The following is a 26,564-nucleotide window of genomic DNA, read 5'->3' as shown; positions in this document are numbered from 1 at the left end:
CTTTCGATAGTGGGTGGGATGTCAGCGATTCTCGGTATCGGTGGCCCGTAGCCCGAGGGTGTCGTCGCATCGCTCGAGAAGGTCTTCGATCCGGGAGGTGTCGCCGGGTGTCGCCGCCGTTTCGAGGGCGGCGCGGGCAAGGTTGTCAGGGGTTCGCGCAGGCACAACCAGCAGGCCGATTCTGGCGCCGGCAACCCCGAGGACGTCGACGGTGTGTGCCGGTTTGCGGGGGAGTCCGTCGAGCCGCACCCAGGTGGTGTCGGTATCGAAACCGCTTGTCGCGCTGTCCCAGTCACCGGGGTGATAGATCACCCGGTGCACGGTGCCGACCAGGGCCGTCAGCGCCGCGAGCAGCGGTGGTAGCTCAGCGGTGAGATCGTCACCGTAGGGCCACCATCCGCCGTCGAACCAGCCGGTGTGCGGTGGTGCCGCGTTTATCCGGGCGCGAAGCGGCGGGAAACCGGGTACCGCAGTGGTGGAGTCGAACTGCTGGAATGTCACACACACCACGTCCTCTCGGTCGTCTCCGACTCCGTCTAGGGGGTGTTCGGGGTGAGCGCGGAGGCGGGTATCGAGTGCGTGCCGCGCGGCTTGTCGAATTCACGAGTGGTTCCGCTGTTGCGCCACCGTCGCAGGGCGGCGGCTCGGCCGGTGCGCCTGGTCAGCGGGGCCAGCAGCTCGTCGACTGTCGATTCGTCGTTCGAGCGGCAGGCCGCCGCCAGCACGGAGTGCGCGCGGTGGACATCGGTGGCCGGCGGGATGATCAACAGGATCTGGCGCCAGTCCCGGGTGCCGATCACCTCGATGGTGTGCGCGGTGCCGTGCCGGTTCGCGTCGAGACGGACCGTACGCCCGGCCCAGCTGAGTTGTAGTGCGGCCGGGGTCCAATCGTCGGCGTCGTAGACGACGCGGTGGATCGAGCCGAGTTGGGCGGACACGACGGCGAGCAGCCCCGGCAGCTCGATGCTCAGATCGGTACTGCGCGGCCACCACGCGCCGTCGACATACCCCGTTTTCACGGCGTAGCTCTTCAGCTGCACACGCGCGCTGTTGTCGCGTTCCACGCGATGGAAGCTGGGCAGGTGATTGTTCGGTCGGATCATGCCGACGCTCCTGACTCGGCCGCGAATCGGCCGCATTATGGGAACCTCGGCAGCGCCGCGACCTCGGCAATAGCCATTCGTTCCTGTTCGGGACCTGCGTGCGCAGGTGGTGTGGACCGGCGCCGGCCGATGGGCGACGATAATCGGATCAGCGTTCGAATCCACTGGTGAGCGTTCGTTCTATGCGGTCGGGCGCATCAGCGAAGCGTTCGGGTGACACGTCCCTACGTGTCGCGAAATGTGTCGCAGCGGATTTCGCTGCGTGTACTCGGTCTACGATCCCGTGCACCACGGCCATGACCATGGTCCGTCTCCGGATGAGAAGCGTCGACTGGGCCCCGACGGCCTGCCGTCCGCTGCACGAGGCCGGGTATCTGCCTCGACGCTACGGGAAAAGGCCGGCCGTGTCCATCCGGTTCCGGGAGATCACGGCCGGTGAGGCCCCTCGAGCCGCAGCCCGCCGCGCCCGGATCGGCGCTGTCTATCGCCAGGCTCGCCGGCTCAGCAGCCGCAGGCCGTTGAGGCCCACGATGACGGTGGAACCCTCGTGTCCGGCGACGCCCAGCGGCAGCGGGAGGTCGCCCGCGAGATCCCAGACGACCAGGGCGGCGATGAATGTCGCGGCGATCGCCAGGTTGGCGACCACGACGCGGCGAGCACGGCGGGACAGGGCGATCACGGACGGGATCGTGGTCAGATCGTCGCGGACGACGACCGCGTCCGCCGTCTGCAGGGTGAGATCGGATCCCGCGCCGCCCATGGCTATTCCGACATGTGCGGCGGCCAGTGCGGGAGCGTCGTTGATGCCGTCGCCGACGACGGCGACCGCGGCGCCCGCGGTTGCGAGTTCCCGGACGACATCGACCTTGTCGTCGGGCAGGAGTTCGGCCCGGATCTCGGAGATGCCGAGTCCGGCGGCGAGTTGCCGGGCTGTGGCGAGGTTGTCGCCGGTGAGAAGTACGGGGGATGGGTCGATCGTTGCGGTGATGGCGTCGATCGTGGCGGCTGCCTCGGGCCGGGGCTCATCGGTGAGACCGAGCACGGCAACGGGTGTCCGCTCACAACGCACCACCACCGCGGTACGGCCCGCGAGGCGTAGCTCCTCGACCGCGGCGTTCGCGGCGGACGTGATCGAATCCGGCAGTGCGGCCGGGGATCCGACCTCGACCAGCTCCCCGTCGACCAGTGCGGAGACGCCACGTCCCGGTTGTGCGCCGAAATTCTCGGCGATCGGCAGCACCGTCCCGCGGCGCCGGGCAGCTCGTACGAGGGCGGCTGCCAGGGGATGTTCGCTGGGATATTCCGCGGCGGCGGCGCGGCGCAGGATCTGATCCTCGGTGAGCGAGCAGTCCGGAAGGACTCGGATCTCCGCGAGTTCGGGCACCCCGCGGGTGAGCGTGCCCGTCTTGTCGAAGGCCACGCGGGTGGTGGTTCCCAGGCGTTCCATCACCACCGCGGACTTCACGAGGACGCCGTGCCGGCCCGCGTTGGCGATCGCGGCGAGCAGTGGTGGCATGGTGGCCAGCACCACCGCACACGGTGAGGCCACGATCATGAAGGTCATGGCGCGCAGTAACGAATCACGCAGCGCCGCACCGAAAATGAGCGGTATGACGAATACGGCGAGAGTGGCGGCGACCATCCCCGCCGAATAGCGCTGCTCGACCTGCTCGATGAACAGTTGTGTGCGCGCCTTGGTCCGCCCGGCCCGTTCCACCAGTCCGGCGATGCGGGCCACGACGGAGTCCTCGGACCGGCGGCGCACTCGCACTCGTAATACGCCGGTGCCGTTGAGGGTTCCGGCGAACACCACGTCGCCGGCCGACTTGTCGACCGGCATGGATTCACCGGTGACGGTGGCCTGGTCGACCTCGCTCGCACCGGCGACCACCGAACCGTCGGCGGCGATGCGATCACCCGGGCGCACCAGAATCAGGTCGCCGACCGTGAGATCGGCGGCCCGGACCGATCTTTCGTCACCATCCGGGCCGATCAGGGCCGCCGTCTCCGGGGCCAGATCCAGGAGTCCGCGCACGGAATCCTCGGTTCGCGCTGTCGCCAGGGCTTCGAGTGCGCCGGACGTGGCGAAGATGACGATCAGCAGTGCGCCGTCGAGGATCTGCCCGATCGCCGCGGCGCCGATCGCGGCCACCACCATCAACAGATCGACATCGAGCGTCCTGGCGCGCAGTGCGCGCAGCCCGGCCAGTGCCGGTTCCCAGCCGCCGGACACAGCGCAGCCCAGATACAACGCCCACCACAGTTCGGTCGGCAGGTGCAGGAGCCGGGCCGCCGATCCCGCCGCGAAGAGCAGCAGAGCGACCGCGGCCCAGCGTATTTCGGGAAGTTCGAAGGCGCGGGTCCGGCGAGCCGGTGTGGCGGTGGGCGCGGCGGGACGCGTCGTGGTTGCGGACGGGGCGGCCACGTGAACCTCCGGATGGGTGGGCGGGGAACGACCCGAGAATAACAGAACATGTGAAGAGGTCTTCATGAATGCTGGTGGGCTAAACTGCACCACTATGGGACATGGGGTCGAGGGCCGAGATCGACCGGCCGCCCGGCTGGACGCCGACTCTGCCGCGCATGTGGCGACCACCCTGCAGGCCCTGGCCACTCCGAGCCGGCTGCTGATTCTCACCGAACTGCGGCAGGGGCCGCGACCGGTTTCCGAACTGGCCGAAGCGGTGGGGATGGAGCAGTCCGCGGTGTCGCATCAGCTGCGACTGCTGCGCAATCTCGGTCTCGTCGCCGGTACCCGAGCCGGTCGCAGCATCGTCTACAGCCTCTACGACAACCATGTCGCCCAATTGCTCGATGAGGCCGTGTATCACAGCGAGCATCTGCGGCTCGGCCTCGCCGACCGCCCGATGACCGCGGGCTGACTGCTCGCCCCGAGCTTGCCGCGAAATTCCTTGTCGCTCGGAAAGATTCGGCTGTCGCCGGTAGGTGATGCCGGAAAGTCCGTCTCGATCGACCGTCCGGGGCGAACCGTGATGTCTGCGCTGTCCGCGCATACCTGTTGACAACAGGCCCATCTTCCGTGGACACTTCTCTCATTAGAGAGCGATGCTCTCGTTAGATATGGGAGCGGACATGCAGGAACTGTGGAAATGGGCGAACCTCACCCTGGCATTCGCGGTGGAGTTGGCGGCGCTCGCGGCACTGGCGCTGTGGGGTTGGAAGATCGCCGATTCGACGGCGGTCAAGGTCGTCCTGGCGGTCGGTACACCACTGGCCGCGGCGGTGGTCTGGGGTTTGTTCGCCGCGCCGAAGGCGGCATTCGACATTCCGGTGCTGGCGGTCGCCACCAAGGTGGTGGTGTTCGGTGGGGCCACCGCCGCGTTGTGGAGTATCGGCTACGGGACGACCGCGGCCGTCTTCGCGATTGTGGTCATCGCGAATCTGGTGGCGATCAAGGCCGGCCATCTGTCCGCGTGAGCGGTGAATCGCCCGAGACTCTCATTCCCGAATATCGTCGGGCGGCACGACCCAGCCGGGGATGTCCTCGGATGCGGTCGATTCGACCGTGGCGCGTTTCGGAAAGCCCGGCAGGACAGCAGGTCCGGGTTTGGTCCCGGTGCCGTCGACCAGGGTGTCCCAGCGGAAGTTCAGGTCGTGGACCGCGACGGCGAGCAGGTTGCGGGTGAACGCGCCCAAGTCGGTGGCGTCACGACGAGAGGTCGCGACCACGCGGGGATCCGCTCCCGGCGCACGCTCGTCGCGCGCCATGGACAGGTTCTCCTGGATCGCCAGCGACAGCATCGGATTGTCGGACAACTCGATGAAGATGTCGGCGCTGTCGGCCGCGGCGATGGTCGCCCGATCGAAGCGCACCCGGTTGCGCAGGTTCAGGAACCAGAATTCGGCCTGCGGCAGGCCGTTCGGGATGCGGTCGCCGATGGTCGCGGCGAACAGCGGGATATCGGAGTCGGCGAACTGGCGTTCGAACAGCCGCTCTCGCACACCGTGGACGGCGATATCGCGGTACGGGGCCACGATCTCGGTGTGCGCGGGGTATTCGACCCGGATCTCCTTCGCGAATCGGCCGCTTTCACGGACGGTGTCGATGATTCGCAGGACCTCGGGACGCAGGCCGGAGATCGCGACGATATGCGGTGAGTTCACGACCGAGAGCTTCAGCCATCCGATGTCGTGTGCGATGAGGGATTCGCATTCGTCGATATCGACGCCCAGGACTGCCATGGTGTAGCCGCCGGGTGCGTGTTCGGAGATGAGGTCGGCCCGCACCTTCGTAGCTACCAGCGCATCGCGCAGGGTGGCGTACCCGCAGATCGCGGCCGCGGCCAGCTCGCCCTGGCTGTGGCCGACGGCGGCCGACGGGGTGACCCCCGCCGCCAGCCACATCGCGGCCAGGCCGACGGTGTGTACGAACAGCGCCGGTTGGACCACACCGATTCGATCGCTGTGGGTCTCGTCGCCCAGCAGGTACCGCAGCGGTTCGGGGGCGGCGAGCTCCTCCTCGAGGAGGGCGGCGCAGTCGTCGACCATGGTGCGGTAGGCCGTCGAACGTTCGTAGAAGAGTGTCCCCATACCGGGGTGCTGACTGCCCTGACCGGGAAATACGAAGCCGAACCGCCGGCCGGTGGCGGATCCGTCGCCGCGCACGAGGTTCGGGTCGGATTCGCCGGCCAGCAGGATGTCGAGCAGCCGCAGCAGATCGTCGCGGCCGGAGACCGCGGCTACCGCGCGGTGGGGGCGCACCGTGCGGTAGCGCAACATCGTGCCCGCGATCTGATCGATGCCGGCGTCGGAGTGGTCGGTGACATAGGCGCGCAGGGCCGCGGCTTCGCTGCGGAGCAGCTCCGGAGTCTCCGCTGACAGTACGACGGGGACCTGTCCATCCGGCAACCTGTAGCTGGAAATGATCCGCCTCCTTGCATCCGGCACCAACTGTTCGCCCTCGAATCTATTCGTCGTCCACCGGTGGGGATGCGGCGGACCGGACCGGGGGGCTCAGGCGCGGACGCGACCCACGGCTCGCGGACAATCCGCGGGCCGCGGGTCGGAAGACGGAATCAGGGCACGACTTCGAAGACGTCACCCGGGTTCACGTAGTCGTAGAAGGCCTTGGCGCCCTCCGGCGTCATACGGATGCAGCCGTGCGACTTCTCCTCGATCGGCCCGATGTGGGTGGCGATATCGCCGTTGAAGAAGACCGCCCAGCGCATCTCCGCGTTGTGCATGGTGCTCCAGTGATACGGCTCCTTGAACGCCACGTGGAATACGCCGGGCGGAGTCTCGTAGCCGGGGCGGCCGTGCGAGATGGGAGTCGGGCCGTAGACCACCCGCCCGTTGTCCATCAGCCAGCCCTCGTTGGTGGACAGTCGCAGGCAGGCGCGGGCGGCGGTCGAGCACGGGGCGGAGATCTGGCCGGGCGGTGCGGGTACGAGTTGCGGGATGCCGGGAAGATCGGGCCCACCGGGCCACACCGGGTCGGCGCCCGCGGGCACGGTGACGGCGAATCCCGCGGCCGCGATCGCGGCCGCGGCCGCCGTCCGGGTCGTCCATCGAATGATGCTCGTCCAGTTCATATCGTCCGACCTCTCTGACCGGCCCGAGTCCGGCCGGGCCGGACCTGCGGGCGTTCCTCGTCGACAAGCTGGGACGGCACCGTATGCGATCGATATGTCGTCGATCACAGTGCGTTGTTGATCATTGTGAACCGTCGTCGCGACCGATGGTGGCGAAAAGTCCGGGTTCGCGTCCGATCGGACATCACAAATCGGGCAAGCCCAGTTCGAGGTTGGGTGCCGCGATACCGCCGTCGATCTCCAGGATCTTCCCGGTGAGATAACTGCCCGCGGGGGAGCAGAGATAGACGATGCCCGCGGCGATATCGGTGGGGTCGCCGAGTCGGTGCAACGGCGTGTCGGCTTCCATTCGCGCCTTGACCTCCGGGTTCTGTGCGACCACCTCGAGTGCCGAAGTCAGGACCGAGCCCACCGCGATGGCATTGACCCGGATCCGCGGCGACAGGTCCGCGGCGGCCAGCCGGGTCCAATGCGCCAGGGCGGCCTTGGCGGTGCCGTAGGCGAGGAAGCCGCGGCCGGGTGCGCGACCCATCATCGAGGAGATGTTGACCACCGATCCGCCGTCACCGGCGAGCATGTGCGGAACCGCGGCGCGGGTCAGGGCGTGGGCGGTGGAGACGTTGAAGCGGAAGGCCTCCTCGAGGAATTCCGGCGACGTGGTCAGGAAGGTATTCGGCATGGTGCCGCCCACGTTGTTGACCACGATATCGATGCGGCCCAGTTCGGTGGCGGTGGTGTCGGCCAGCGCCGTGACCGCGTCCAGATCCGACAGATCGCAGGGTACGGGCAGGGCGCGCCGGCCGGTGGCGCGGATCTGCTCGGCGACCGCGTCCAGCTGGCTTCGAGTGCGGGATGCGATCGCCACATCGGCTCCGGCTTCGGCCAGAGCGATGGCGGTGGCGGCGCCGATACCGCGTCCGGCGCCGGTGACGACGGCGACGCGGCCGTCGAGGCGGAATTTGTCCAGGATCATCGCGAGGTCCTCTCGTAGTGGTCTTCGCAGTGTTAAGAATTTATTCTTAACTGTCAAGAACTAACACTCAAATCCCTGGTGGGGCTTATTGTGCACAGCGTGGAAGCGATGAGTGCCCGAGAGCGTTTGATGGCGGCAGCCGAACGACTGATCGCCGAGCGCGGATATCTGGTGCCGCTGCGGGATATCGCGGCCGCCGCCGGGCAGCGCAACAACTCCGCGATCCCGTACCACTTCGGTTCCCGGGACGGACTCGTCGAAGCGGTGGTCCGGCAGCGGCTCGCGACTCTGGAGGTGCGCCGGCTGGAGCTGCTCGCGCAACGCCCGGCAGCGACCGCCGACGAGGTGCACACTCTGCTGGATGCCCTGGTGATCCCGATGTTCGAGCTCGGCGCGCGGGACGAGACGTCCTACTACGCACGGTTTCTCGAACAGATTCGCACCCATCCCGCGGTGTCGGACGCGGCCAATCTGGCCAGTGACGAGCGCACGTCCGTGCGGGTGATCGTGAGTGGCCTGGACGGCGCGCTGGCCGATCTGCCGCCGCGGCTGCGGCATCGGCGGTTGCGCAGCCTGACCACCGTTCTGTTCTCGCTGCTGGCCGATCACGAGCGGGCCGTGGAGGCCGGGCGCGTGGCCGCCGACGACCGGGAGGCATGGGCCGAGGTGATCGATATGCTCGCCGGAACCCTCACCGCGCCGGTCACCGCACGGAGCCGATGACCCGTGCTCTGGCGATCGGCGGCGTCGGCCGATTACCGTGAGGTTGTGGATATCGCGCATCGGCCGCCCGCTCACCCGCCGGGGCTGCGTACCGGCTGGCGCACCGTGGGTATGCCGCTACTGGTCGCGGGTGCGGCCGTGGGGGCCGCGACGGTGCTGCACGTGCGCGATCCACACACCCACGGGTCGTACGGACTCTGCCCGTTCTACGAGTTGACCGGTTGGTGGTGCCCCGGTTGCGGTGGGTTGCGTGCCGTGCACAACCTCACCGAGGGGCGATTGGTCGATGCCTTGCACAGCAACGTCTTCCTGCTCCCGTTGCTGCTCACGCTGGTGCTGTGGTGGGGCAGGTGGGCGGTCGGGCGGTGGCGTGGGCGTTCGGAGACGGCGTTCCCGTTCACCCTCGGTGGTCGCGCGCAGTGGTGGTTGATCGGTGCGCTGGTGGTGTTCACCGTGATACGCAACATGCCGTTCGGCACCTGGTTGGCCCCGGTCTAGCCGGGCATGCTGATAACTATGGCCCACTCGAACCAGGCTGATTCGTTGAAGTCGCGCGTGCGTGAGAAGATGCTGCGCCAACTGAACGAGGACGGCACGCCGGACCCCGAACAAGACGATCCCCGCCAGATCGCCATCGAGAACGATCTCGAGGCGCTCGAGGCCGTCACCGACGGCGATCCGCTGGTGGAGGAATTGGCGGCGCGGTATCTGGTGCCCTGACGCTCAGTTCGTGCAGGGCGCCGCGACAGGATGCGTGTCGGTCAGGCCCGGGCGGGTTTCCGGAGTCGGTGACCACTGTCCGTCGGTGCGGGTGTAGGTCCACAGCGAGCCGTGGCGGACCAGCCGGCTCAACGCCTCGATCAGCCGATCCACGTCGGCGACCGAGGTGCCCAGGCCGATGCTGGCGCGCACCGCGCCGTCGACGCCCAGCCGCTGCACCAGCGGGTGTGCGCAGAACCGGCCGTCGCGCACGCCGATGCCGTATTCGGCCGACAGATACGCCGCGACCCGGCCGGGTTCGACACCGTCGACGGTGAACGCCACGATGCCGACACTGTCGGCGCTGTCGCTGAAGATCCGCAGTTGCCGTACGCCCGCAACGGTTTTCAGACCCGCGCGCAGCCGAGTGATCAGATGCCGCTCGTGATCGGTGACGGCCTGGTCGTCGAGTGCGCGGAGCGTCTCACAGGCCGCCGCGACCGCGGCCGCACCCAGGACGTTCGGAGAGCCGGCCTCGTGGCGCTGAGGTGCGCGGGTCCACCGGACGTCCTCGGTGGTCACAGCGGTCACCGCACCGCCGCCGGCCAGATACGGCGGCGCCGCATCGAGCCAGTCCCGGCGGCCGACCAGTACTCCGGCGCCGAACGGCGCGTACAGCTTGTGCCCGGAGAAGGCGAGATAGTCGATTCCGGTGCCGCCCGACTCCTCGGAGGCGAACGACCGCAGATCGATCCGGCGATGCGGAGCCAGCTGTGCCGCGTCGACCAGGATGCGCGCACCGCGCCGATGCGCGATCGCGGTCAGTTCCGCCAGCGGCAGCACCTCGCCGGTCACATTGGACGCGCCGGTGATCGCCAGCAGCGCAGCGGGTTCGGCGCACAGCTCGGCGTCGATCCGGCGCAGTGTCTCGGCGACGGTGTCGGCGGCGCGCACCACCCGGCGGCCGCGCCGCGTCCAGGGCAGGAAGTTCGCGTGATGTTCGATATCGAGCACCACGGTGTCGCCCGGCACGCAGGTCGCCAGCAGATTCAGTGAATCGGTGGTGTTGCGGGTGAACACCACGACCTGATCGTCGGCGCAGTTCACCGCGCGCGCTACCGAAACGCGCGCTCCCTCATAGCAATCGGTGCTGATCCGGGAGGCGTAACCGGCGCCACGGTGCACGCTGGCGTAATACGGGAGCAACTCGTTCACCCGGTCGGTGACCTGGGCGAGTGCGGGTGCGCTCGCGGCGTAATCGAAATTGGCATAGGTGCGGAAACCGCCCTGTACCAATGGAACTCGAAGATCGCAGCCCGAAACCCGAGCCACGGGATCGCCGGTGCGGCAGGCCCGGCTCGTAGTGCCGGCGCAGCCGGAATCGGCGCACACCGCGGTTTCGGTGACGGCGGTGGTGGACACAGCAGTGCTCATCGGGACAATCCCTGTCGTTCAGGGACTCCGGATATTGGGAAGAGGATCGGAGTCCGCGCTTGCCGTGTTCGGTCGAACAGCGGCCAGGTCGTCACCCGGAGCACCCCACCGCGGAGGAGGGTTGCCGACCAGCGAGCCGGGGCTTGACACTGGTACTCATGACCTGATCCGAGACTGACAGAACTCGTCGGGGATTGTCAAGCACCGGAGTGGCCGGGCCGCTGCCGCGGACGGGCGGACAGCGCGAAAAGTGTTGTTTCTCAGTCCAATCCGGCCGGACGGTGGTACGTGCCGTTGTAGTACAGCAGCGGGTTGCGCATCGGCCCGTCGCCGGTGTCGTCGTGCACCCGGGTCACCAGGCCGACTACGAGTGTGTGATCGCCGATCGGAATCAATCGATGGACGGTGGCGCGCACCCAGATCGGCGTGCCGTGCAGGACCGGCTCGCCGGTGTCGAGCGTCGACCACAGGTCGGCGTCGGCGAAACGCTGATCGGCGGTGCGGGAAAACCGTTGTGCCAGATGCTGTTGGTGTTCGCCGAGGAAGTGGACCACCACCGAATCGGCCTCCGACATCGCCTCGATGGACGAGGACGTGTGCGCGATGTTGAACGAGATCAGCGGCGGATCCAGGGACAGCGAGGCGAACGAGGTGGCGGTGAAGCCCACCGGCCGGTCCGGTCGGCTCAGGGTGACGATTGTCACTCCCGCGGGATAGTGCCGCATGGCCGATCGGTATTGCGCCGCGGTGACGCCGTCGTGCGTGGGGCCGAGATCGGCGACCTCGGCGTCGGGTCGCTGGGAACTGCTCACAGTTCCAACCTACGTCCTGCCCTCGTGCGCGTAATCCGGACCGCTGTCCTCGAGAGCGCGAACTGCCCCGATACGCTGGACGAATGACTGATTGGAAGGCTTTCGTCGTCGAGCGCACCGGTTCCGTCGCGCGTGTGACGCTGACCGGACCCGGTAAGGGCAATGCGATGGGACCGGATTTCTGGAGCGAACTGCCCCAGGTCTTCGGTGAGCTGGACGCGGATCCCGCCATTCGGGCGATCGTGCTCACCGGTTCGGGAAAGAACTTCTCCTACGGCCTGGACCTGCCCGCCATGAGCCCGACCTTCGGGCCGCTGCTGGGTGAGAAGGCCCTGGCCGCGCCGCGCACCGACTTCCTCTACGAGATCCGCCGCATGCAGCAGTCGGTGACGGCGGTCGCCGACTGCCGCAAGCCCGTCATCGCGGCCGTCTCCGGCTGGTGTGTGGGCGGCGGGCTCGATCTGATCGCCGCCGCCGATATCCGCCTGGCCAGTGCCGAGGCCACCTTCAGCCTGCGGGAGGCGAAGGTCGCGATTGTCGCCGATATCGGTTCGCTGCACCGGCTGCCGGGCATCATCGGCGAGGGGCACCTGCGCGAACTCGCCTTCACCGGTAAGGACATCGACTCGGCGCGGGCCGAGAAGATCGGCCTGGTCAACGATGTCCACCCGGATCAGGACGCGGTGCTGGCCGCCGCGCACGCGCTGGCCGAGGAGATCGCGGCCAATCCGCCGCTGGTGGTGCAGGGCATCAAGGATGTGCTCGACCAGCCGACATCCGGCAAGGTGGCCGACGGCCTGCGCTACGTCTCGGCGTGGAACGCGGCGTTCCTGCCCTCGGAGGATCTGACCGAGGCCATCAAGGCCGTCTTCGAGAAGCGGGAGCCGGTCTTCCGCGGTAAGTAGTCGCCGGTAGTCACGACGGCGCTCGCGGGGCGGGTACGTCCCGCGAGCGCCCGGCGCGAATCAGTGGCCGCCCTGCTCCTGCAGCCGCGCGATCGCCTCGGTGGTGAGGGTCTCGGCCTTGGCCCGGCCGTCCCAGCCGTCGACCTTGACCCACTTGCCCGGCTCGAGGTCTTTGTAGTGCTCGAAGAAGTGCTCGATGGCCTTGCGGTCGAACTCCGGGATGTCGTTGACGTCCTGGATGTGATCCCAGCGCTTGTCACCGGCCGGAACCGCGACGACCTTCTCGTCGCCGCCGGCCTCGTCGCTCATCAGCAGCACGCCGACCGGGCGGGCCTCCACGATCACACCGGGGAACACCGACTCCGGCAGCAGCACCAGGCAGTCCAGCGGGTCGCCGTCGGAGCCCAGGGTGTTCTCGATGTAGCCGTAGTCGGCCGGGTAGACCATCGGCGTGTAGAGATAGCGATCCAGGCGCACGCGACCGGTTTCGTGGTCGACCTCGTACTTGTTGCGCTGCCCCTTGGGGATCTCGATGGTGACGTCGAACTCCACGTCATCTCCTTGTCTGATACGTATGCGGTGGGTGCGGTACGGCCGGCTCGTGCGGTATGCCTCCGGCTCGCCCGCTCGTGCGGCGGGCCTGCCGACTCGCCAGCTCGTTCGGGGGAACCCCGGCGAGGTGAGGATAGTGTGGTCGATGCGCGCATGGGTGCGGCAGGGAGCGTCCGCCTCGCACGGGGTGAATAGGGAGACAGCTGTCACGTGGTAGGTCGAGGTAGGCAGAACATCGGCGGGCTGGCTGCTCGCCGACGCCGCAATATGTGGGTCGCGGTGCTGGTCGCGATCGTTGTCGCCGTCGCGGTCGTCGCGGTCGTCGCCGTGACGGTGCGACCGTGGACCGAGGAGTTCCGGCACGGCGGTTTGACGATAGCCGCGCCCCCCGCGCCCGTGAAGCCCTTCCCGCAGGTGACTCCCGCCGCGGCCGGCGCCCCCGAAGCGACCCGGCAGGGACTGGCGAACGCGCTGGGCCCGGTGGTGACGAGCCCGGATCTCGGCAACTTCGCCGGCTCGGTCTCCGATCCCGATACCCGCTCCACCCTGTGGAGTGCCGATGCGGAGAAGCCGATGATCCCGGCCTCCACGCTGAAGGTCATGACCGCGGCCGCGGCTCTGCTGGTCCTGCCGCCCGACCACAGGGTCACCACGCGGGTGGTTGCCGGTTCGGCGCCGGGTGAGGTGGTGCTGGTCGGTGGGGGCGATCCGACGCTGACGGCGCAGGCCGACGGTAAGGGCTACTACCCGAACGGGCCGAAGCTGTCGGATCTGGTGGCCCAGATTCGCGCCTCCGGACATCCGGTCGACACGGTCGTGGTCGACAGTTCGGTGTATTCGGGTCCGACCTGGCCCGCCGGCTGGGATCCGGTCGATATCGCCGGTGGTTCCTGGGCACCGATCGAACCGGTCATGATCGACGGCGGGCGCCTCGATCCGCTGGTCGAGTACTCGCCGCGTTCGGCTACTCCGGCGCTGGATGCCGGTCGCCGCCTGGCCCTGGAACTCGGAGCCGATCCGGCGAAGGTGCGTTCCGGTAAGGCCGCGGCCGGCGCCGCCGAACTGGGCCATGTGGATTCCGCCGAACTGCGGGATCGGCTGCGCGACATGATGGTTCACTCCGACGATGTGCTGGCCGAGACCATCGGCCGGGAGATCGCCGCGGCGACGGGTGGGGAGCAGTCGTTCGCCGGGGCCGCCGCCGCCACCCTGACGGCGCTGCGCGCCGCCGGCTTCGACACCGCCGGCGTCACCCAGATCGACAACAGCGGGTTGTCCACCGACGACCGGGTGCCGGCGGCGCTACTCGATCGGATTCTGGCCGAGGCCGCCGCGTCCACACCCGCCGGCACCTCGGCGACCACCGGCACCTCGGCACCGCCGGTCGTCGACACCGGAGACGCGTCCGGGGTGGGCTCACCGCTGGCGCCGCTGCTGGACTATCTGCCGGTCGCCGGAGGCTCCGGATCGCTGGCGGTGCGGTTCGTCGACGGCGGTCCGCAACGTTCGGCGGCGGGCTGGGTGCGTGCCAAGACCGGAACTCTGTCGGTGTCGAGTGCGTTGGCTGGATATGTGTTGGATCGCGACGGACGTGTCATGACCTTCGCGCTGATGTCGAACGACCGGCCTCCCGAGGCCAGCCGCCCGGCATTGGACGCGGTCGCCACCACACTGCGCAATTGTGGCTGCTCCTGACGGGTAGGAACGAGATGACCGGATCCGATGACCCCGTAGCGGGTCGAACCACCGCCGACGACACCACCGCCGGGAAACGATCGGTGCTCGCGGGCTCGGTCGACTGGCGGCTGGCGGCGCGGACCGGCAGTGCCGTCGTCCCATCGGGTCCCCGCACCACTCGGTATTCCGCCGAACAGGTCGTCGAGGAGTTGGCCGACGCCTCTGTGCGCGCCGAGGGGCCGGTGCGCGAGGTGAGCCTGCTCGCCGACGATCGGCCGGTGCCCTCGGCCACCATCGTCGATCGCCGTGGCTGGATTCTCGCCGCGGCCGCCTCGATGTCCGAACTCACCGGTGCCACCGACAACGACGAACGCGGCCGCTTCGCGGGGAAGCCCGCGGGCGTGCAGGCCGGCGCGATGCTGGCATTCCTGTCCACCGCGATTCTCGGCCAGTACGACCCGTTCACCGGTCCGGACGGCACCCTGCTGCTGGTGGCGCCCAACATCATGGCCGTCGAACGCGCACTGGGGGTGTCGCCCAGCGACTTCCGGCTGTGGGTCTGCCTGCACGAGGTGACCCATCGGGTCCAGTTCTCCTCGGCGCCGTGGCTGGCCGACTACATGAAACAGAACGTCGACACCCTCGGAGCCGTCGGTGACGAACCGCTCAACGAGGTACTGACGCGCCTGCTGGAGGAGGTGCGCCGCCGCCGCGACAACGGCGTCGGTGACGACCCCGCCGATCGTGGTGTACTCGGTCTGCTGCGCGCGACCCAGCCGCCGCCGCAGCGCGCGGCCCTGGATCGGCTGCTGACGCTCGGCACCCTGCTCGAGGGGCACGCCGATCATGTGATGGACGCGGTCGGCCCGGCGGTGATTCCCACCGTCGCCCAGATCCGGGAGGCCTTCGATCAGCGCCGTCGTCGTCCGGCCAATCCGATTCAGCGGCTGCTGCGCGCCCTGCTCGGTGTCGATGCCAAGGTCGCGCAGTACGTTCGCGGGAAGGCGTTCGTCGACGAGGTCGTCGACAAGGTCGGCATGCAGCGCTTCAACACCGTCTGGACCGACGCCGAAACCTTGCCGCGCCCGGAGGAGATCAGCGCCCCGCACCGGTGGATCGACCGAGTCCTGGGGTGAGGCCGCCAGGCGGAAACGCTCGATTCCTGCCGGAAACGGCGGCGGCGCTCGAACTGCGGCACGCGGTGCGGGAGTGGCTGGAGCGCTATCGGCCACAGGGCACGGTCGCCGTCGCGCTGTCGGGCGGGGCGGATTCGCTGGCACTCACCGCGGCCGCCGCCGTCGAGGCGGTGGCTGTCGACGCGGTGATCGTGGATCACGGATTGCAGGACGGTTCCGCGCGGGTGGCCGCCGATGCCGCCGCGGCCGCCCGGCAGTTGGGCTGCCGCGCGGCGCGGGTGTGCCGGGTCGCGGTGAGCGGTCCGGGTGGGTTGGAGGCCGCCGCGCGGCACGCTCGGTACGAGGCGCTGGAGCAGGCCCGCGACGGTTTGCCGGTGCTGTTGGGCCACACCCTCGATGATCAGGCGGAAACGGTGCTGCTGGGTTTGGCGCGTGGTTCGGGACAGCGGTCGCTGCAGGGGATGGCCGCATTCGCCGAGCCGTGGGGACGGCCGCTGCTGGGCGTGCGGCGTTCCACCACGCGGCAGCTGTGCCGCGACCTCGGCCTGAGTCCGCACGAGGATCCGCACAACGCCGCCCCGGAATTCACCCGCGTCCGATTGCGCACCGAGGCCCTGCCGCTGCTCGAGGAGATCCTCGGCGGTGGGGTGGGGCCCGCTCTGGCTCGCACCGCCGCGCAGCTGCGCGAGGACGGCGAGGTGCTGGATTCGATTGCCGAACAATTGCTGTCCGATGCGCGCGATGGTTCGGCGCTGTCGGTCGAGATACTCGCCACGGCGCCACCGGCTATCCGTCGCCGCGTCGTGCGTGCCTGGTTGACGGAGGGTGGCGCAAAAGCCCTGACGGACAAGCATTTACGGGCGGTCGAGGCGCTGGTCACCGATTGGCACGGTCAGGGCGGTGTCGCGGTCGGCGGAGGAATGCCGGGGATCAGGTTGGTTGCCAGGCGCGAACGTGGCAGGCTGACGTTGGCGTTCGCACGATAACGACCCGAAGGGAAGCCAGCACACGTGTACGGGGACGACATAGCGTCGGTGCTGATCACCGAGGAGCAGATCCAAGCCAAGGTCGACGAGCTGGCCGAACTCATCGCGAAGCGATATCCCGCCGATGCGCCCGAGGGTGATCTGCTGCTGGTCGGCGTGCTCAAGGGGGCGATCTTCTTCATGACCGATCTGGCCCGGGCGCTGCCGATTCCGACGCAGATGGAGTTCATGGCGGTCTCCTCGTACGGATCGTCCACCTCGTCCTCCGGTGTGGTGCGGATTCTGAAGGATCTGGACAAGGACATCGCCGGGCGCAATGTGCTGATCGTCGAGGACATCATCGATTCCGGACTGACCCTGTCCTGGCTGATGCGCAATCTGTCCAGCCGCAACCCCGCTTCCCTCGAGGTGGTGACGTTGCTGCGCAAGCCCGACGCGCTGCGCACCCAGCTCGAAGTGGCGAATGTGGGCTTCGATATCCCGAACGAATTCGTGGTCGGCTACGGACTGGACTACGCCGAGCGCTATCGCGACCTGCCGTATATCGGCACTCTGAATCCGCGCGTCTACAGCTCCTGAACTGGGCGGACGTCCGATTTCGCGGCCGAAAGCCGCCACTGTGTGGTGAATATCACCGTTTGAGCATGTGCCCTGCGTAGTCGCTATGGGTGGAAGTTGCTGGTCCGCTGGGCTCGGCGAGTGTCCTCTGCAACGTTCACGCCGGGTCATGCGCAATCGGGCATCACTGCTGGTCAGTCGTGTTGATCTTGATGCCTGCCGCGCCTCCTGTCTCGAACTTCGGGTTCGCCAGGAATTGGCCGGTGCGATTGTGCTGGCCTTATGGCGGAGCCCTATGCTGTCAGTAACAAACCGTTTGGCTGTTTATGACCCTCTATTCAAACTCGAAGGTCTAAAGCGGCTGGATTTCCAAGACCGATTCTGATAGCAAGGTGCTATGGACCCGCATTTGCGCGACCTGCGGTACTTCGTCGCCGTGGCTGAGGAACTGCACTTCACGAACGCCGCTCAGCGGCTGCACATCGCACAACCCACACTCTCGCGGCAGATCCGTCAGCTCGAGCGTCAGCTCGATGTGGTCCTGTTCGATCGCAATCAGCGCAGTGTGGCGCTGACCGTTGCCGGTAAGGAGCTGCTCGAGGGCGCCCGCAGGATTCTGGAACTGTGGGAGGTCACCAACGTGGCCCTGCAGGAAGCCGGTGAGGTGCTGCGGGTCGGGATCCCGAGCTCGATCGGGCGAGGGCTGATCGCGGAGCTGGAGAGTGCCAGCGGGCACCGGCTGGCGCTGCACTCGGCCTCGTGGACCGATCCCTCCAGCGGACTCGCGGGCCGGCAGGCCGATCTGGCGCTGATGTGGCTACCGGTACCCGATTCGGGCCGCTACCGCTGGCAGGTGCTGCGCACCGAACCGCGGTGGGTGCTGCTGCCCGAGAACCATCGGCTGGCCGATCAGGAAACCATCGAATTCGCTGATCTGATCGACGAATCGTTCATCGCGATGCCGGCCGAAGCCGGTGCGGCGCGGGACTTCTGGCTCGGTGCCGACGCCCGTGGCGGGCGCCAGGCCAAGATCGGCGGCGAGGCCGCCACGGCCGAGGAGCGGCTCGAAGCCGTCAGTCTCGGCTTGGGTGTCTGCCTACTGGCCGAGAACAATGTGCCGATGTATCGCTGGCCCGGCCTCACGGCCCGGCCGGTGGCCGGACTGGCGCCGTGTGAACTGGCCATGGTGTGGCGCGCCGACGACGATCGGCCGACGATTCTCGACTTCGCCAATCGCGTTGTCGCCGGAGGCTTCTCCGTCATCGAATCCGAGCAGTAGGTATCCGGACAGTAGGTATCCGGACAGTAGGTGATGCGCCGGCCGCCGGATCAGACCTCGGCGGTACGCGGCCAGGGGTGAGCAGTCTCCAACTGCGCGGCTAGGCGTAGCAGGGTGGATTCACTGCCCGGAGGGCCGGCCAGCTGGGCGGCCAGCGGTGTTCCGGTGCGTGGGTGCAGGCCCATCGGCACACTCACCGCGGGCCAGCCGACCAGATTCCACAATGGGGTGAACGGCGAGAAACGGACGCTGGCAACGATATTGGCGAGCCAGCCCCGGGCATGCCAGTTCCGTGCCGCGGGCGCGGGGGCGGCCAGGGTCGGTGTGATCACCACATCGTGCTGATCGAAGAAATCGAGCAGTCGTGCCTCGATCCGGTCGACCTGCCCCGGCCGGATCAGACCGGCTCGCAACACCGCCCGCCCCAGCGCGATATGCACCCGGGTCCGGCGTTGCAGTAGTTGCGGATTGGCGAACGCACCCGCCTCCCGAGCGGCATTGGCCAGCCAGCGTCCGGCCAGGGCGGTGGTCGCGCCCTGATAGGGCAGCTCCGCCGGGACGACGCCGTGCCCGGCCTCGCCGGCTATCCGGCCCGCGGTCCGGGCCGCCGCCGTCCAGTGCGTGTCGACCCGGATCAGTGGTGACGGCGAGCCCGCCGCGACCGCGATACGCAGGGGACCGGGCGGCTCCGGGTCGGCCAGCGCGGGCCGATCGGCCAGCACCGACAGCACCAGCGCCGCGTCGGCGACCGTGGTCGCGAGCACCCCGTTCTCCGTCATTCCGCCCCACGAGTCGACGCCCACCTGGGCCGGCACCACCCCGCGACCGGGCTTGATCCCGACGACCCCACAGCAGGCAGCGGGTATGCGCACCGATCCGAGTCCGTCGTTACCGTGGGCGATCGGTACCAGTCCGGCGCCGACCGCGGCACCCGATCCACCCGACGAACCGCCGGCACTGTGCCGGACGTTCCACGGCGAGCGCGCGATTCGCTCCGGGGTGTCCGATACGCCCCAGAGGCCGCCCTCCGGCATCTCGGTCAGTCCGACCACGACGGCGCCGGCGGCGCGCAGCCGGCGGACCACCGGATGATCCGAGGTCGCCGGGGTCGTGGGGGTGGCTCGTGATCCGGCCGCGGTGACCTCACCGGCCACGTCGATATTGTTCTTGATCGCGATCGGGACACCGGCCAGCGGCAGACTGTCGAGATCGTGACGATCGGCCAGGGCCCGGCTCTCGGCTCGGGCCCGCTCGTCGCGAACGGTGGTGAACGCGCCGACCCGGGCGTCGCCGCGCCGGATCCGTTCCAGAGCGATATCGGTGAGCTGTCCCGCGGTCACCGCGCCGTCGCGCACGGCGGCGGCCATGGCGGTGGCGGTGGTCAGTGCGGCGGGGTCCACCTGCGGTTCCGTGGCCTGCTCCCGGGGGTGTGGGTCGGCGGCCTGGTCATCGATCGAAGTCGGTTCGGCAGAAGTGTGGTGGGTGGCGTCCGGTTGCCGCGGGTCGGTACCGGTCGCGTGTCGCTGGGCGGTGTCGGCCAGTGCGGTGCCCTCGTTGTGCATATCTCAAAGCCCCCGTCGCGTCGTGGTCGATATGGGGTGTTTCGATGTTGTCGCGCAAGTTAATCACTTCCGGCGACGCTCGCCGTTGATGATCACGGGGTGTGTGGCGGATACCGGACTGTCCGCAGATGCCCCGGCCGCGCTGCCGCTGGACAACGCGGCCGGGGCGCTCGTGCTACTCGGTTCCGTTGCGAACCCGCTGTTCGTAGGCCTGGCGCGCGCTCGAGTCGACATCGCCGAGGAAGGCCTGCTGCGCGCCCAGCGCCCGGCCGATCGCATCGCCCACCGACTGCGGCAGCAGACCGACCACCTGGGAGATGACGCCGGCCGTGGTGGTGACGCGGACCTTCGGTTTCGGCCGCACCAGCAGTTCGGCGATCGCCTCGGCGATCTCCTCCGGCTCGGCGGGGCGCATCAGCTTCGGCGCCGTAACACCCGAACCCAGTTCGGTATTGGTCAGCGTCGGCAGCACCGACGAGAACGACACGCCGGTTTCCCGGTACTCCTCGCGAAGCGTGTCGGTGAAGCCGAGCACCGCGTGTTTGGTGGCGTTGTAGGTCGCCAGACCGGGGATGTGGGTCTCACCGGCGAGGGAGGCGATATTGATGATGTGGCCACTGCGTCGCGGCAGCATCCGGGTCAGCGCCAGTTTGGAGCCGAGGATGACACCGTAGACATTGATATCGATGATGCGGCGGGTCAGCGCATCCGGTTCGTCGACCACCCTGCCGGTGGGCATGATGCCGGCGTTGTTGATCAGCGCATCGATCGGCCCGAGCTGCCGCTCGACCTCGTCGAGGAAGGTGTTGAACGACTGCTGATCGGTGACGTCCACCCGGCCGTAGTGGTCGAAATCGTGGTCGGTTCCGGATTGCTTGACCGCCGCCTCGTCCACATCGCCGATCGCGATCGCCGCGCCGAGGGCCTGCAGCCGGGTCGCGGTCGCCAATCCGATACCGCGGGCGCCACCGGTGATGACGACGACCTTGCCGTTGATCTTGCCGAAGTCCGTCACTTCTTGCCTCCGACCGTGTCCAGCACATCCTTGATACCCAGGCGGCGGACGCCGCGCGCGCCCGCTGCCCGCATCGCGGCCAGCGCGAAACCGAGTTTGTTGGTGTTGTAGGGGAACCACATGAGCTCTTTTTCCTGCGTGGGCAGGATCGGCACGGTGATCGCCTGTTTGCGGCAGTACTTGCGCACGCCGTCGGCGCCACCCCAGCGCGCGCCGACGCCCGACTGCTGCCAGCCGCCCATCGGCAGCGCGAAGCTGAACATGTTGGCGAAGACGTCGTTGATGTTCACCGCACCGGCGTTCAGCTGCCGTGCCACCCGTTCACCGCGCGCCTTGTCCCCGGTCCACACCGAGGCCGACAGGCCGTAGATCGAATCATTGGCCAGGCGAACGGCTTCGGCCTCGTCGGCGACCTTCATCACCGGGATGGTGGGGCCGAACGTCTCCTCGGTCATACAGGTCATCGAATGGTCGACGTCGGCCAAGACGGTCGGCTCGTAGAAGGTGCCGATTCCGGTGGCTTTACCGCCGGTCAGGGCCTTCGCGCCCTTGGCGATCGCATCCTCGACATGATCGGAGACGATGGACTTCTGCGCGTCGTTGGCCAGCGCGCCCACGTCGTATTTCGGTTCCCGGCCGTCGGCGCCCTGCCGCAGCTCACGGACGTGATCGGCCAGTTTGCGAACAAAGGTGTCGTAGACCGGCGCCTCGACGTAGACCCGCTCGACCGAGATACACACCTGCCCGGCGTTGAACAGGCCGCCGAAGGCGACCCCGTAGGCGGCGCGATCGATATCGGCATCGGCCAGCACGATCGCCGGATCCTTACCGCCGAGTTCGAGGCTGTAGGGGATCAGCCGCTCCACACAGGCGGCCGCGATTCGCTTACCCGTTTTCGTCGAACCGGTGAACTGCACGTAGTCGACATTGTCGACCACGGCGGCACCGGTCTCACCGGCGCCGGTGACCACGGCCAGCACCGGCGGGGCGCCGATCTCGGCCCAGCCGCGCGCCAGTTCCAAGGCCGACAGCGGGGTCACCTCGGACGGTTTGAGCACGACCGCGGCGCCCGCCGCCAGTGCCGGAATCACGTCGATCACGGGCATCGCCAGCGGGAAGTTCCACGGCGTGATCACGCCGACGACCGGATAGGGCCGCCACGCGGTGGTCAGCTTCTTGACCCGGGCCAGCGGACTGTGCGGAGAGGGGTGCTCGTCGGCCAGGAACTTCGCGGCCCGCCGGGCGTAGTAGCCGGTGAGGTCGACCGAGAAGCTGGGATCGATCAGTGCGTCGACCCGGGCCTTACCGGTCTCCGACTGCAGCACGTCGGCCAGATGATCGGTGTGGTCGATGATCCAGTCCTGCAGCTTCAGCAGCCATTCCTTGCGGCCCTCGGGTCCGATGGCCTCCCATTCGGGCTGATAGAGGCGTAACTCGCGGACCTTGGCCGCGACCGCGTCGGCCGATTCGATCGGGACCGTACCGACGACCTGCCCGGTCGCCGGATTTCGCACTTCGATCTCGGTGGCGACCGGGGTTTCGGTCGCGGGCTCGGCGGTAGCGGTCGCCGACTTCGCCGCCGGCGATTTCTTGGCGGCGGTGCGGCTGGTGGTCTTACGGGCCGCCGTCTTGCGAGGGGCGGCTGCTTTGCCGGGCGCGGATTCGTCCGGCGAAGGTTCGGTATTCGGCACGATCTCGTCTCTCCCCACGTGCGCTGCGCTGCGAACGGTTGACAGTGTGAATCACTTCACTGATCTATGATCGTGTCACAATCATCTGGCCGCTGCTTGGTCTCGACGCTCAAGGAGTTGGCCAGATTTTGTGTCCGGAACACAAAACGGAGGTCGGGAATGGCCACTGCTCCATCCGGGGTGGCGATGCGACAGTGGATGGCCGATTTCGTCGCCGAGACATTGCGCACCGACTCGCTCGAACAGGTCGTATCCCGGCTCGACGCGCAGATCATCGACCGCGTGCCCGAACTGACCGACCGCGATATCCGGCGCGACCTGGAATCGAGCACCCGCGCGCACGCGCTGGCGGTACTCAGCGGCCTGACCCAGGACACGATGGACTACGCGGTTCCGGAGCAGGCCCACGCGTTCGCCCGGACCCTCGCCCGGCGCGGATACGATCTGCGGCTGCTCCTGCGCGTCTATCACGCCGGTCAGGAGGCCGCGATCGATTACATGACCGATGTGATCGATGAGCGGCAACTGCCCAGTCAGTTCGAGCGTTCGGCCCTGATTCGGCTTTTCGAACGCTCCGCCCGCTGGATCAACACCTCGGTGGAGGCGTTGACCGACACCTATATGCAGGAGCGCGAACGAGGTCTGCGCGCGGCCCTGAATCAGCGCACCGAGATCGTGCGGGCACTGCTGTCGGGGGAGGAGATCGACGCCGACCAGGCCTCGGCCCGGCTGGGGTTCCGGCTGGCGCGGCGCCAGATCGCCGTGGTGCTGTGGACCGACACCGAATCACCCGGTGCGACCCCGCTGCCATTCGGGCCGGCCGAGCCGCCCGAGGCGCCCGGCGGTGACGCTCTCGGACTGCTGGAGCGAACCGCCACCCGGGTGGCGCACGCACTCGACGGCGCCGGACTGCTCACCGTCCCGGCCGGATCGTCGGCACTGTGGGCGTGGATCGCGATCGACGCGGACGCGGTCATCGGGAACGTCACGGTCGACGCACCGGTTCGAATGGTCTGCGGTGTCCCCGCGGCGGGCGTGGCCGGATTCCGGCAGAGTCACCGCGATGCGATCGCGGCCCGCCAGGTGGTCGAACGGGCGTCGGCCGACCTCGGGCGGGTGGTGATGTATTCGCAGGTCGAAATGGCCTATCTGGCCGGTGTGGACGAAGCGGCCATGCGCGCGTTGATCCGGCGCGAGCTGGGGCCGCTGGCCGGGCAGAACGCGAATTCGGCGCGGCTGCGTGACACATTGCTGGCCTATCTGCGCTGCCACCGCAGTCCCGAGGGGGCCGCGGCGCGCCTGGGAGTGCACAAGAACACCGTCCGCTACCGGATTCAGCGCATAGAGGAGTCACTGGGGCGCCGAATCGACGAATGCGGACTGCGACTGGAGCTCGCGCTGGAATGCGTCGCGATCTACGGCGTGTGAGGCGGATCCGCGGCACCCGTGTGGTGTCGCGGTTTCAGACCAGGTCGCCGGAGCGCAGCGGAGGTTCGGCCGCCGGGGTCACCGGATGTTCGGGCAGTTCCGCCAGCAATGTGGTGGTCGCCGCGGCCACCGCGGCCACCGCCTTGTCGAAGGCCGGCTTGGTCACGTACGACAGACCGGTCAGCCCACCGACCTTTCGTACGTATTCCTGTGCGGCAGCGAAGATTTCCTGGTCGGTAGCGCGGGGTTCGAGCCCGCGCAGCACGGTGATGTTGCTACCCATGCGCCGAGAGTAGCGCTAGGTTCCGGCCTGTGCGGCCGAAGAAACGACAGATGTGAAAAATGTATGTATCGGACTGTGCGGACCGGTCCGATCGGGTCGCGTCGCGGACCCGAATCCGCCGTCGACACGGCATCCGCCGGATAACCGGACCCGCCGTTGCCGGATACGACACAATCGGAAGTATGGCTGCCCGCGACATGCCGACCCTGACCACCTTCCCCTACCCGGAACTGGACGAGCGCGAGGACGATCACTGGTCCGGCGCCCAGGTCTCCGACGACGAATTGCGCGCACTGTCCCTGGGCGCGTTCTACTCCGCGCGATGGGACGCGTTCCACGACGCGCTGCTGCTCGGTCCCGAACGCGATCATCCGCTCGGCGATCGCCGAGAACTGGCCATCGACACGCTGACCGGCGCGTGGGGTATCACCGACGGCACCGAGGCGATGGCCTCGATGGAACAACTCCTGGAAGGGATGCACTCTCCGCTGTACGCCCTGGTGCATCCGCTGGTGATGGCGGGCATCAACTCCTCCGAACGCGATCGCTTCGGTGAGCGCGCCGATCGGCACCGGGCATTCCTGCGGCAGGTCGGCTCGTTCCGGGGGATGGACAACCCCGAGGCGCTGGTCCGCGACTACGACATCTGGTCCCAGGCCATCAAGCTCGATCTGACCGGACATCTGGTCCAGCCGCTGCCGGCCGATATCCAGGCCTGGGATCTGGCCCGGGTGGTCGCGGTGGCCCGCATGGCCTTCACCGCGGGTTATCTCGAGGCCGATACCGCCTGGGATTACGTGATGCGGGCACTACCCCCGGCCCAGAAGCGCTATCGCAACTGGCGGCAGTTCGGTGACGCCTACCTGACCGGCTGGACCTACTGGCAGGCCTGTGAGGACCTGGCCGAACTGAAATCGGGCGGCACCGATCGGCGACTCGAGCTGGTTCGGCTGTGGATGCGGCCGAGCAGCCCGTGGCGGCGGATCGCGCTGCAGGGGGACTGACCCCGGGAAGCCGGCTCAGTCGGGGAGCGAGCGCAGTATCCCGCGGCCGTACCGCTGGAACTGCGCATCGTCGACCATCGCCAGCGAATGCCGTTCGACCAGTAATTCCCACTCCGAGTACAGCTGTGACACGCCGGGATCCGGCGGCGCTACGGCGCCGTCGGCCGATTCACGCTGGATCGCGAAGTTGACCGCGCCGACGATGCGGTCGGTATCGGCCCGATCCGTGCCCTGGAATCGCAGTGTCGTGTTGCCGTCGGTGAGATCGATGCCGTATTCGCCACCGGGCTCGTCCCCCGGGCCCTTACCGACTTCGGCCGAGATCAGCGCCGATACCGGCATCTCGTGGGCGTATCGGGGGGTCGACCCGATCGAGAGCAACAGCACGCGCCCCGTCGTGACCGCCAGCAGGCCGCGCCCTCGACCGGCGGGCGGCACCGCGGTGACCATCGCGGTCTCGAGCATGAATTCGTCGGGAGTGACCATCGCGTTCAACGCCCCGGCGGCCGAACGCGCCTCCCGGCGCGGGGCCATCCGGCGCACCGCGCGATCCACGTCGGCGCGGGTCGGACCGGTGCGGCCCCAGACCGGGGCGGGCGGAGCGAGGTCCGGTGCGGACATATCGATGCGCTGGGTGCCCAGGATCTGGGAGTTGATTCGTTCCACGATCACGGTGGCCGCGGGCACGTCGTGCTCGGCGATGAGTACCGGCAGGGGGGTGCGATCGGCCGGGACCCCGGTGAGCACCGGACTGGGATAACGCAGGTAGATCTCGATCACGACGGCATCGTCGGCGCGCCGGTTGAGGCGGACCTTGAGCAGGTCCGATACCGGGACGTCGAGTACACGTTCGCCGTCGGAGCCCGGCCGCAGGACCTGGAGTCGTCCGCCACCGTGCCGCAGTATCGCTGTGGGTGTCCGTAGCTCGACTATGTCCATACCCCCTGCGTTCGTTCTGTGTTGTCGCTCACAATAGGTCGTGCATGCCATGATTGGGACCACTTGGACGGACACCCTGGGGGTGATCGCCCGATCGGTCGGGAACCACCAGCGTTCTCCGACCGTTTACCTGTTGAACTGCATCAGCTGCCGAACTGCGCGATGTAACGAGTAGACCGTACGCGGTAACGTGGCTTGTCCGCATCCGTTCTGCCCGACCCGCTCGGTGCCGATATGGATACGGCACCGCTCG

Annotated in this window: 27 protein-coding genes and 1 riboswitch; of the genes, 13 read left to right on the top strand and 14 right to left on the bottom strand. The window is 68.2% G+C overall.

Translation table 11 applies throughout. The features are described from left to right. Positions 1–21: 21 nt before the first annotated feature. From LKD76_RS30185 to LKD76_RS30175, 3 genes are all read right to left on the bottom strand, one after another. Positions 22–501: a DUF5994 family protein gene (locus LKD76_RS30185; protein WP_227984770.1), complete on the bottom strand. Its 480-nt coding sequence runs from the start codon at positions 499–501 to the stop codon at positions 22–24. Between the two features lie 35 nt (positions 502–536). Continuing rightward, on the bottom strand, positions 537–1,103 hold the full coding sequence (locus tag LKD76_RS30180; RefSeq protein WP_227984768.1) for a DUF5994 family protein: 567 nt from the start codon (positions 1,101–1,103) through the stop codon (positions 537–539). A gap of 481 nt (positions 1,104–1,584) precedes the next feature. After that, positions 1,585–3,528 carry a heavy metal translocating P-type ATPase gene (locus LKD76_RS30175; protein ID WP_227984767.1) on the bottom strand — a complete coding sequence of 648 codons (1,944 nt, stop codon included), beginning with the start codon at positions 3,526–3,528 and terminating at the stop codon, positions 1,585–1,587. Between the two features lie 94 nt (positions 3,529–3,622). Here LKD76_RS30175 and LKD76_RS30170 point away from each other — a divergent pair, with 94 nt between their 5' ends. Together LKD76_RS30170 and LKD76_RS30165 are read left to right on the top strand one after the other, a co-directional pair. Continuing rightward, positions 3,623–3,985 carry an ArsR/SmtB family transcription factor gene (locus LKD76_RS30170; protein ID WP_227984765.1) on the top strand — a complete coding sequence of 121 codons (363 nt, stop codon included), beginning with the start codon at positions 3,623–3,625 and terminating at the stop codon, positions 3,983–3,985. A gap of 199 nt (positions 3,986–4,184) precedes the next feature. Further along, complete coding sequence (locus LKD76_RS30165) at positions 4,185–4,541, top strand: YrdB family protein (protein WP_227984763.1); 357 nt, start codon at positions 4,185–4,187, stop codon at positions 4,539–4,541. A 21-nt stretch (positions 4,542–4,562) separates the two neighbouring features. Here LKD76_RS30165 and LKD76_RS30160 read toward each other — a convergent pair whose 3' ends face one another. The 3 genes from LKD76_RS30160 to LKD76_RS30150 all read right to left on the bottom strand — a co-directional run bounded on the left by LKD76_RS30160 (position 4,563) and on the right by LKD76_RS30150 (position 7,628). Continuing rightward, positions 4,563–5,972 carry an acyltransferase domain-containing protein gene (locus LKD76_RS30160; protein ID WP_227984761.1) on the bottom strand — a complete coding sequence of 470 codons (1,410 nt, stop codon included), beginning with the start codon at positions 5,970–5,972 and terminating at the stop codon, positions 4,563–4,565. A gap of 167 nt (positions 5,973–6,139) precedes the next feature. Next, the gene (locus tag LKD76_RS30155; protein ID WP_227984759.1) at positions 6,140–6,655 is read right to left on the bottom strand and encodes a L,D-transpeptidase; all 516 of its coding nucleotides are present in this window, start codon (positions 6,653–6,655) and stop codon (positions 6,140–6,142) included. A 184-nt stretch (positions 6,656–6,839) separates the two neighbouring features. After that, positions 6,840–7,628 (bottom strand): SDR family oxidoreductase, encoded by a 789-nt coding sequence (locus tag LKD76_RS30150; protein ID WP_227984758.1) that lies wholly within the window; start codon positions 7,626–7,628, stop codon positions 6,840–6,842. A gap of 108 nt (positions 7,629–7,736) precedes the next feature. On the opposite strand from LKD76_RS30150, the gene LKD76_RS30145 reads away from it, so the two are divergent. From LKD76_RS30145 to LKD76_RS30135, 3 genes are read left to right on the top strand one after another with little or no spacing between them, the layout of a single operon-like run. Next, a complete protein-coding gene (locus LKD76_RS30145; protein ID WP_227984756.1) occupies positions 7,737–8,351 on the top strand; it encodes a TetR family transcriptional regulator in 615 nt (204 codons plus the stop codon). Between the two features lie 45 nt (positions 8,352–8,396). Further along, positions 8,397–8,849, top strand: coding sequence for a DUF2752 domain-containing protein (locus LKD76_RS30140; protein ID WP_227984754.1), 453 nt, complete (start codon positions 8,397–8,399; stop codon positions 8,847–8,849). A gap of 18 nt (positions 8,850–8,867) precedes the next feature. Next, positions 8,868–9,071, top strand: coding sequence for a hypothetical protein (locus tag LKD76_RS30135; protein ID WP_227984752.1), 204 nt, complete (start codon positions 8,868–8,870; stop codon positions 9,069–9,071). 3 nt (positions 9,072–9,074) lie between these two features. Here LKD76_RS30135 and LKD76_RS30130 read toward each other — a convergent pair whose 3' ends face one another. After that, positions 9,075–10,484: an aminotransferase class V-fold PLP-dependent enzyme gene (locus LKD76_RS30130; protein ID WP_227984751.1), complete on the bottom strand. Its 1,410-nt coding sequence runs from the start codon at positions 10,482–10,484 to the stop codon at positions 9,075–9,077. 50 nt (positions 10,485–10,534) lie between these two features. Then, a riboswitch (SAM riboswitch) is annotated at positions 10,535–10,648 on the bottom strand. A 96-nt stretch (positions 10,649–10,744) separates the two neighbouring features. Beyond that, positions 10,745–11,209 (bottom strand): flavin reductase family protein, encoded by a 465-nt coding sequence (locus tag LKD76_RS30125; protein WP_227985478.1) that lies wholly within the window; start codon positions 11,207–11,209, stop codon positions 10,745–10,747. Between the two features lie 170 nt (positions 11,210–11,379). On the opposite strand from LKD76_RS30125, the gene LKD76_RS30120 reads away from it, so the two are divergent. Then, complete coding sequence (locus tag LKD76_RS30120; protein ID WP_227984749.1) at positions 11,380–12,201, top strand: crotonase/enoyl-CoA hydratase family protein; 822 nt, start codon at positions 11,380–11,382, stop codon at positions 12,199–12,201. 60 nt (positions 12,202–12,261) lie between these two features. Here LKD76_RS30120 and ppa read toward each other — a convergent pair whose 3' ends face one another. After that, positions 12,262–12,753 carry an inorganic diphosphatase gene (gene ppa, locus LKD76_RS30115; protein ID WP_227984748.1) on the bottom strand — a complete coding sequence of 164 codons (492 nt, stop codon included), beginning with the start codon at positions 12,751–12,753 and terminating at the stop codon, positions 12,262–12,264. A 267-nt stretch (positions 12,754–13,020) separates the two neighbouring features. On the opposite strand from ppa, the gene LKD76_RS30110 reads away from it, so the two are divergent. From LKD76_RS30110 to LKD76_RS30090, 5 genes are all read left to right on the top strand, one after another. Then, the gene (locus tag LKD76_RS30110) at positions 13,021–14,448 is read left to right on the top strand and encodes a D-alanyl-D-alanine carboxypeptidase/D-alanyl-D-alanine-endopeptidase (protein ID WP_227985477.1); all 1,428 of its coding nucleotides are present in this window, start codon (positions 13,021–13,023) and stop codon (positions 14,446–14,448) included. A gap of 14 nt (positions 14,449–14,462) precedes the next feature. After that, the gene (locus LKD76_RS30105) at positions 14,463–15,566 is read left to right on the top strand and encodes an Rv3626c family coenzyme F420 biosynthesis-associated protein (protein WP_227984747.1); all 1,104 of its coding nucleotides are present in this window, start codon (positions 14,463–14,465) and stop codon (positions 15,564–15,566) included. Then, complete coding sequence (gene tilS, locus LKD76_RS30100) at positions 15,563–16,552, top strand: tRNA lysidine(34) synthetase TilS (RefSeq protein ID WP_227984746.1); 990 nt, start codon at positions 15,563–15,565, stop codon at positions 16,550–16,552. The genes LKD76_RS30105 and tilS overlap by 4 nt, the downstream gene beginning before the upstream one ends. Before the next feature lie 24 nt (positions 16,553–16,576). Continuing rightward, positions 16,577–17,131, top strand: a complete 555-nt coding sequence (gene hpt / locus LKD76_RS30095; protein WP_227984745.1) for a hypoxanthine phosphoribosyltransferase — start codon at positions 16,577–16,579, stop codon at positions 17,129–17,131. Between the two features lie 376 nt (positions 17,132–17,507). Further along, entirely contained in the window at positions 17,508–18,389 is an 882-nt protein-coding gene (locus LKD76_RS30090) for a LysR family transcriptional regulator (RefSeq protein ID WP_227984744.1), read from the top strand. A gap of 50 nt (positions 18,390–18,439) precedes the next feature. On the opposite strand, the gene LKD76_RS30085 is transcribed toward LKD76_RS30090, so the two are convergent. The 3 genes from LKD76_RS30085 to LKD76_RS30075 form a co-directional block, all read right to left on the bottom strand. Next, a complete protein-coding gene (locus tag LKD76_RS30085; protein ID WP_372466016.1) occupies positions 18,440–19,756 on the bottom strand; it encodes an amidase in 1,317 nt (438 codons plus the stop codon). 370 nt (positions 19,757–20,126) lie between these two features. Next, positions 20,127–20,966, bottom strand: a complete 840-nt coding sequence (locus LKD76_RS30080) for an SDR family oxidoreductase (protein WP_227984742.1) — start codon at positions 20,964–20,966, stop codon at positions 20,127–20,129. Beyond that, a complete protein-coding gene (locus tag LKD76_RS30075) occupies positions 20,963–22,486 on the bottom strand; it encodes an aldehyde dehydrogenase family protein (protein WP_227985476.1) in 1,524 nt (507 codons plus the stop codon). The genes LKD76_RS30080 and LKD76_RS30075 overlap by 4 nt, the downstream gene beginning before the upstream one ends. Before the next feature lie 330 nt (positions 22,487–22,816). Here LKD76_RS30075 and LKD76_RS30070 point away from each other — a divergent pair, with 330 nt between their 5' ends. Continuing rightward, positions 22,817–24,085 carry a PucR family transcriptional regulator gene (locus LKD76_RS30070; protein WP_227984741.1) on the top strand — a complete coding sequence of 423 codons (1,269 nt, stop codon included), beginning with the start codon at positions 22,817–22,819 and terminating at the stop codon, positions 24,083–24,085. A gap of 34 nt (positions 24,086–24,119) precedes the next feature. Here the strand turns inward: LKD76_RS30070 and LKD76_RS30065 are convergent, their stop codons facing one another. Then, the gene (locus LKD76_RS30065) at positions 24,120–24,368 is read right to left on the bottom strand and encodes a DUF2277 domain-containing protein (protein WP_227984740.1); all 249 of its coding nucleotides are present in this window, start codon (positions 24,366–24,368) and stop codon (positions 24,120–24,122) included. 182 nt (positions 24,369–24,550) lie between these two features. Here LKD76_RS30065 and LKD76_RS30060 point away from each other — a divergent pair, with 182 nt between their 5' ends. Next, a complete protein-coding gene (locus tag LKD76_RS30060) occupies positions 24,551–25,372 on the top strand; it encodes a DUF1266 domain-containing protein (protein ID WP_227984739.1) in 822 nt (273 codons plus the stop codon). Positions 25,373–25,387: 15 nt separating this feature from the next. Here the strand turns inward: LKD76_RS30060 and LKD76_RS30055 are convergent, their stop codons facing one another. After that, entirely contained in the window at positions 25,388–26,311 is a 924-nt protein-coding gene (locus tag LKD76_RS30055) for a hypothetical protein (RefSeq protein ID WP_227984738.1), read from the bottom strand. Positions 26,312–26,564: the final 253 nt, after the last annotated feature.

The sequence above is a fragment of the Nocardia spumae genome (assembly GCF_020733635.1).
Lineage (GTDB): Bacteria > Actinomycetota > Actinomycetes > Mycobacteriales > Mycobacteriaceae > Nocardia > Nocardia spumae.
Note: the sequence above shows the minus strand (reverse complement) of the source record. Positions and strands in the feature narration are given on the sequence as shown.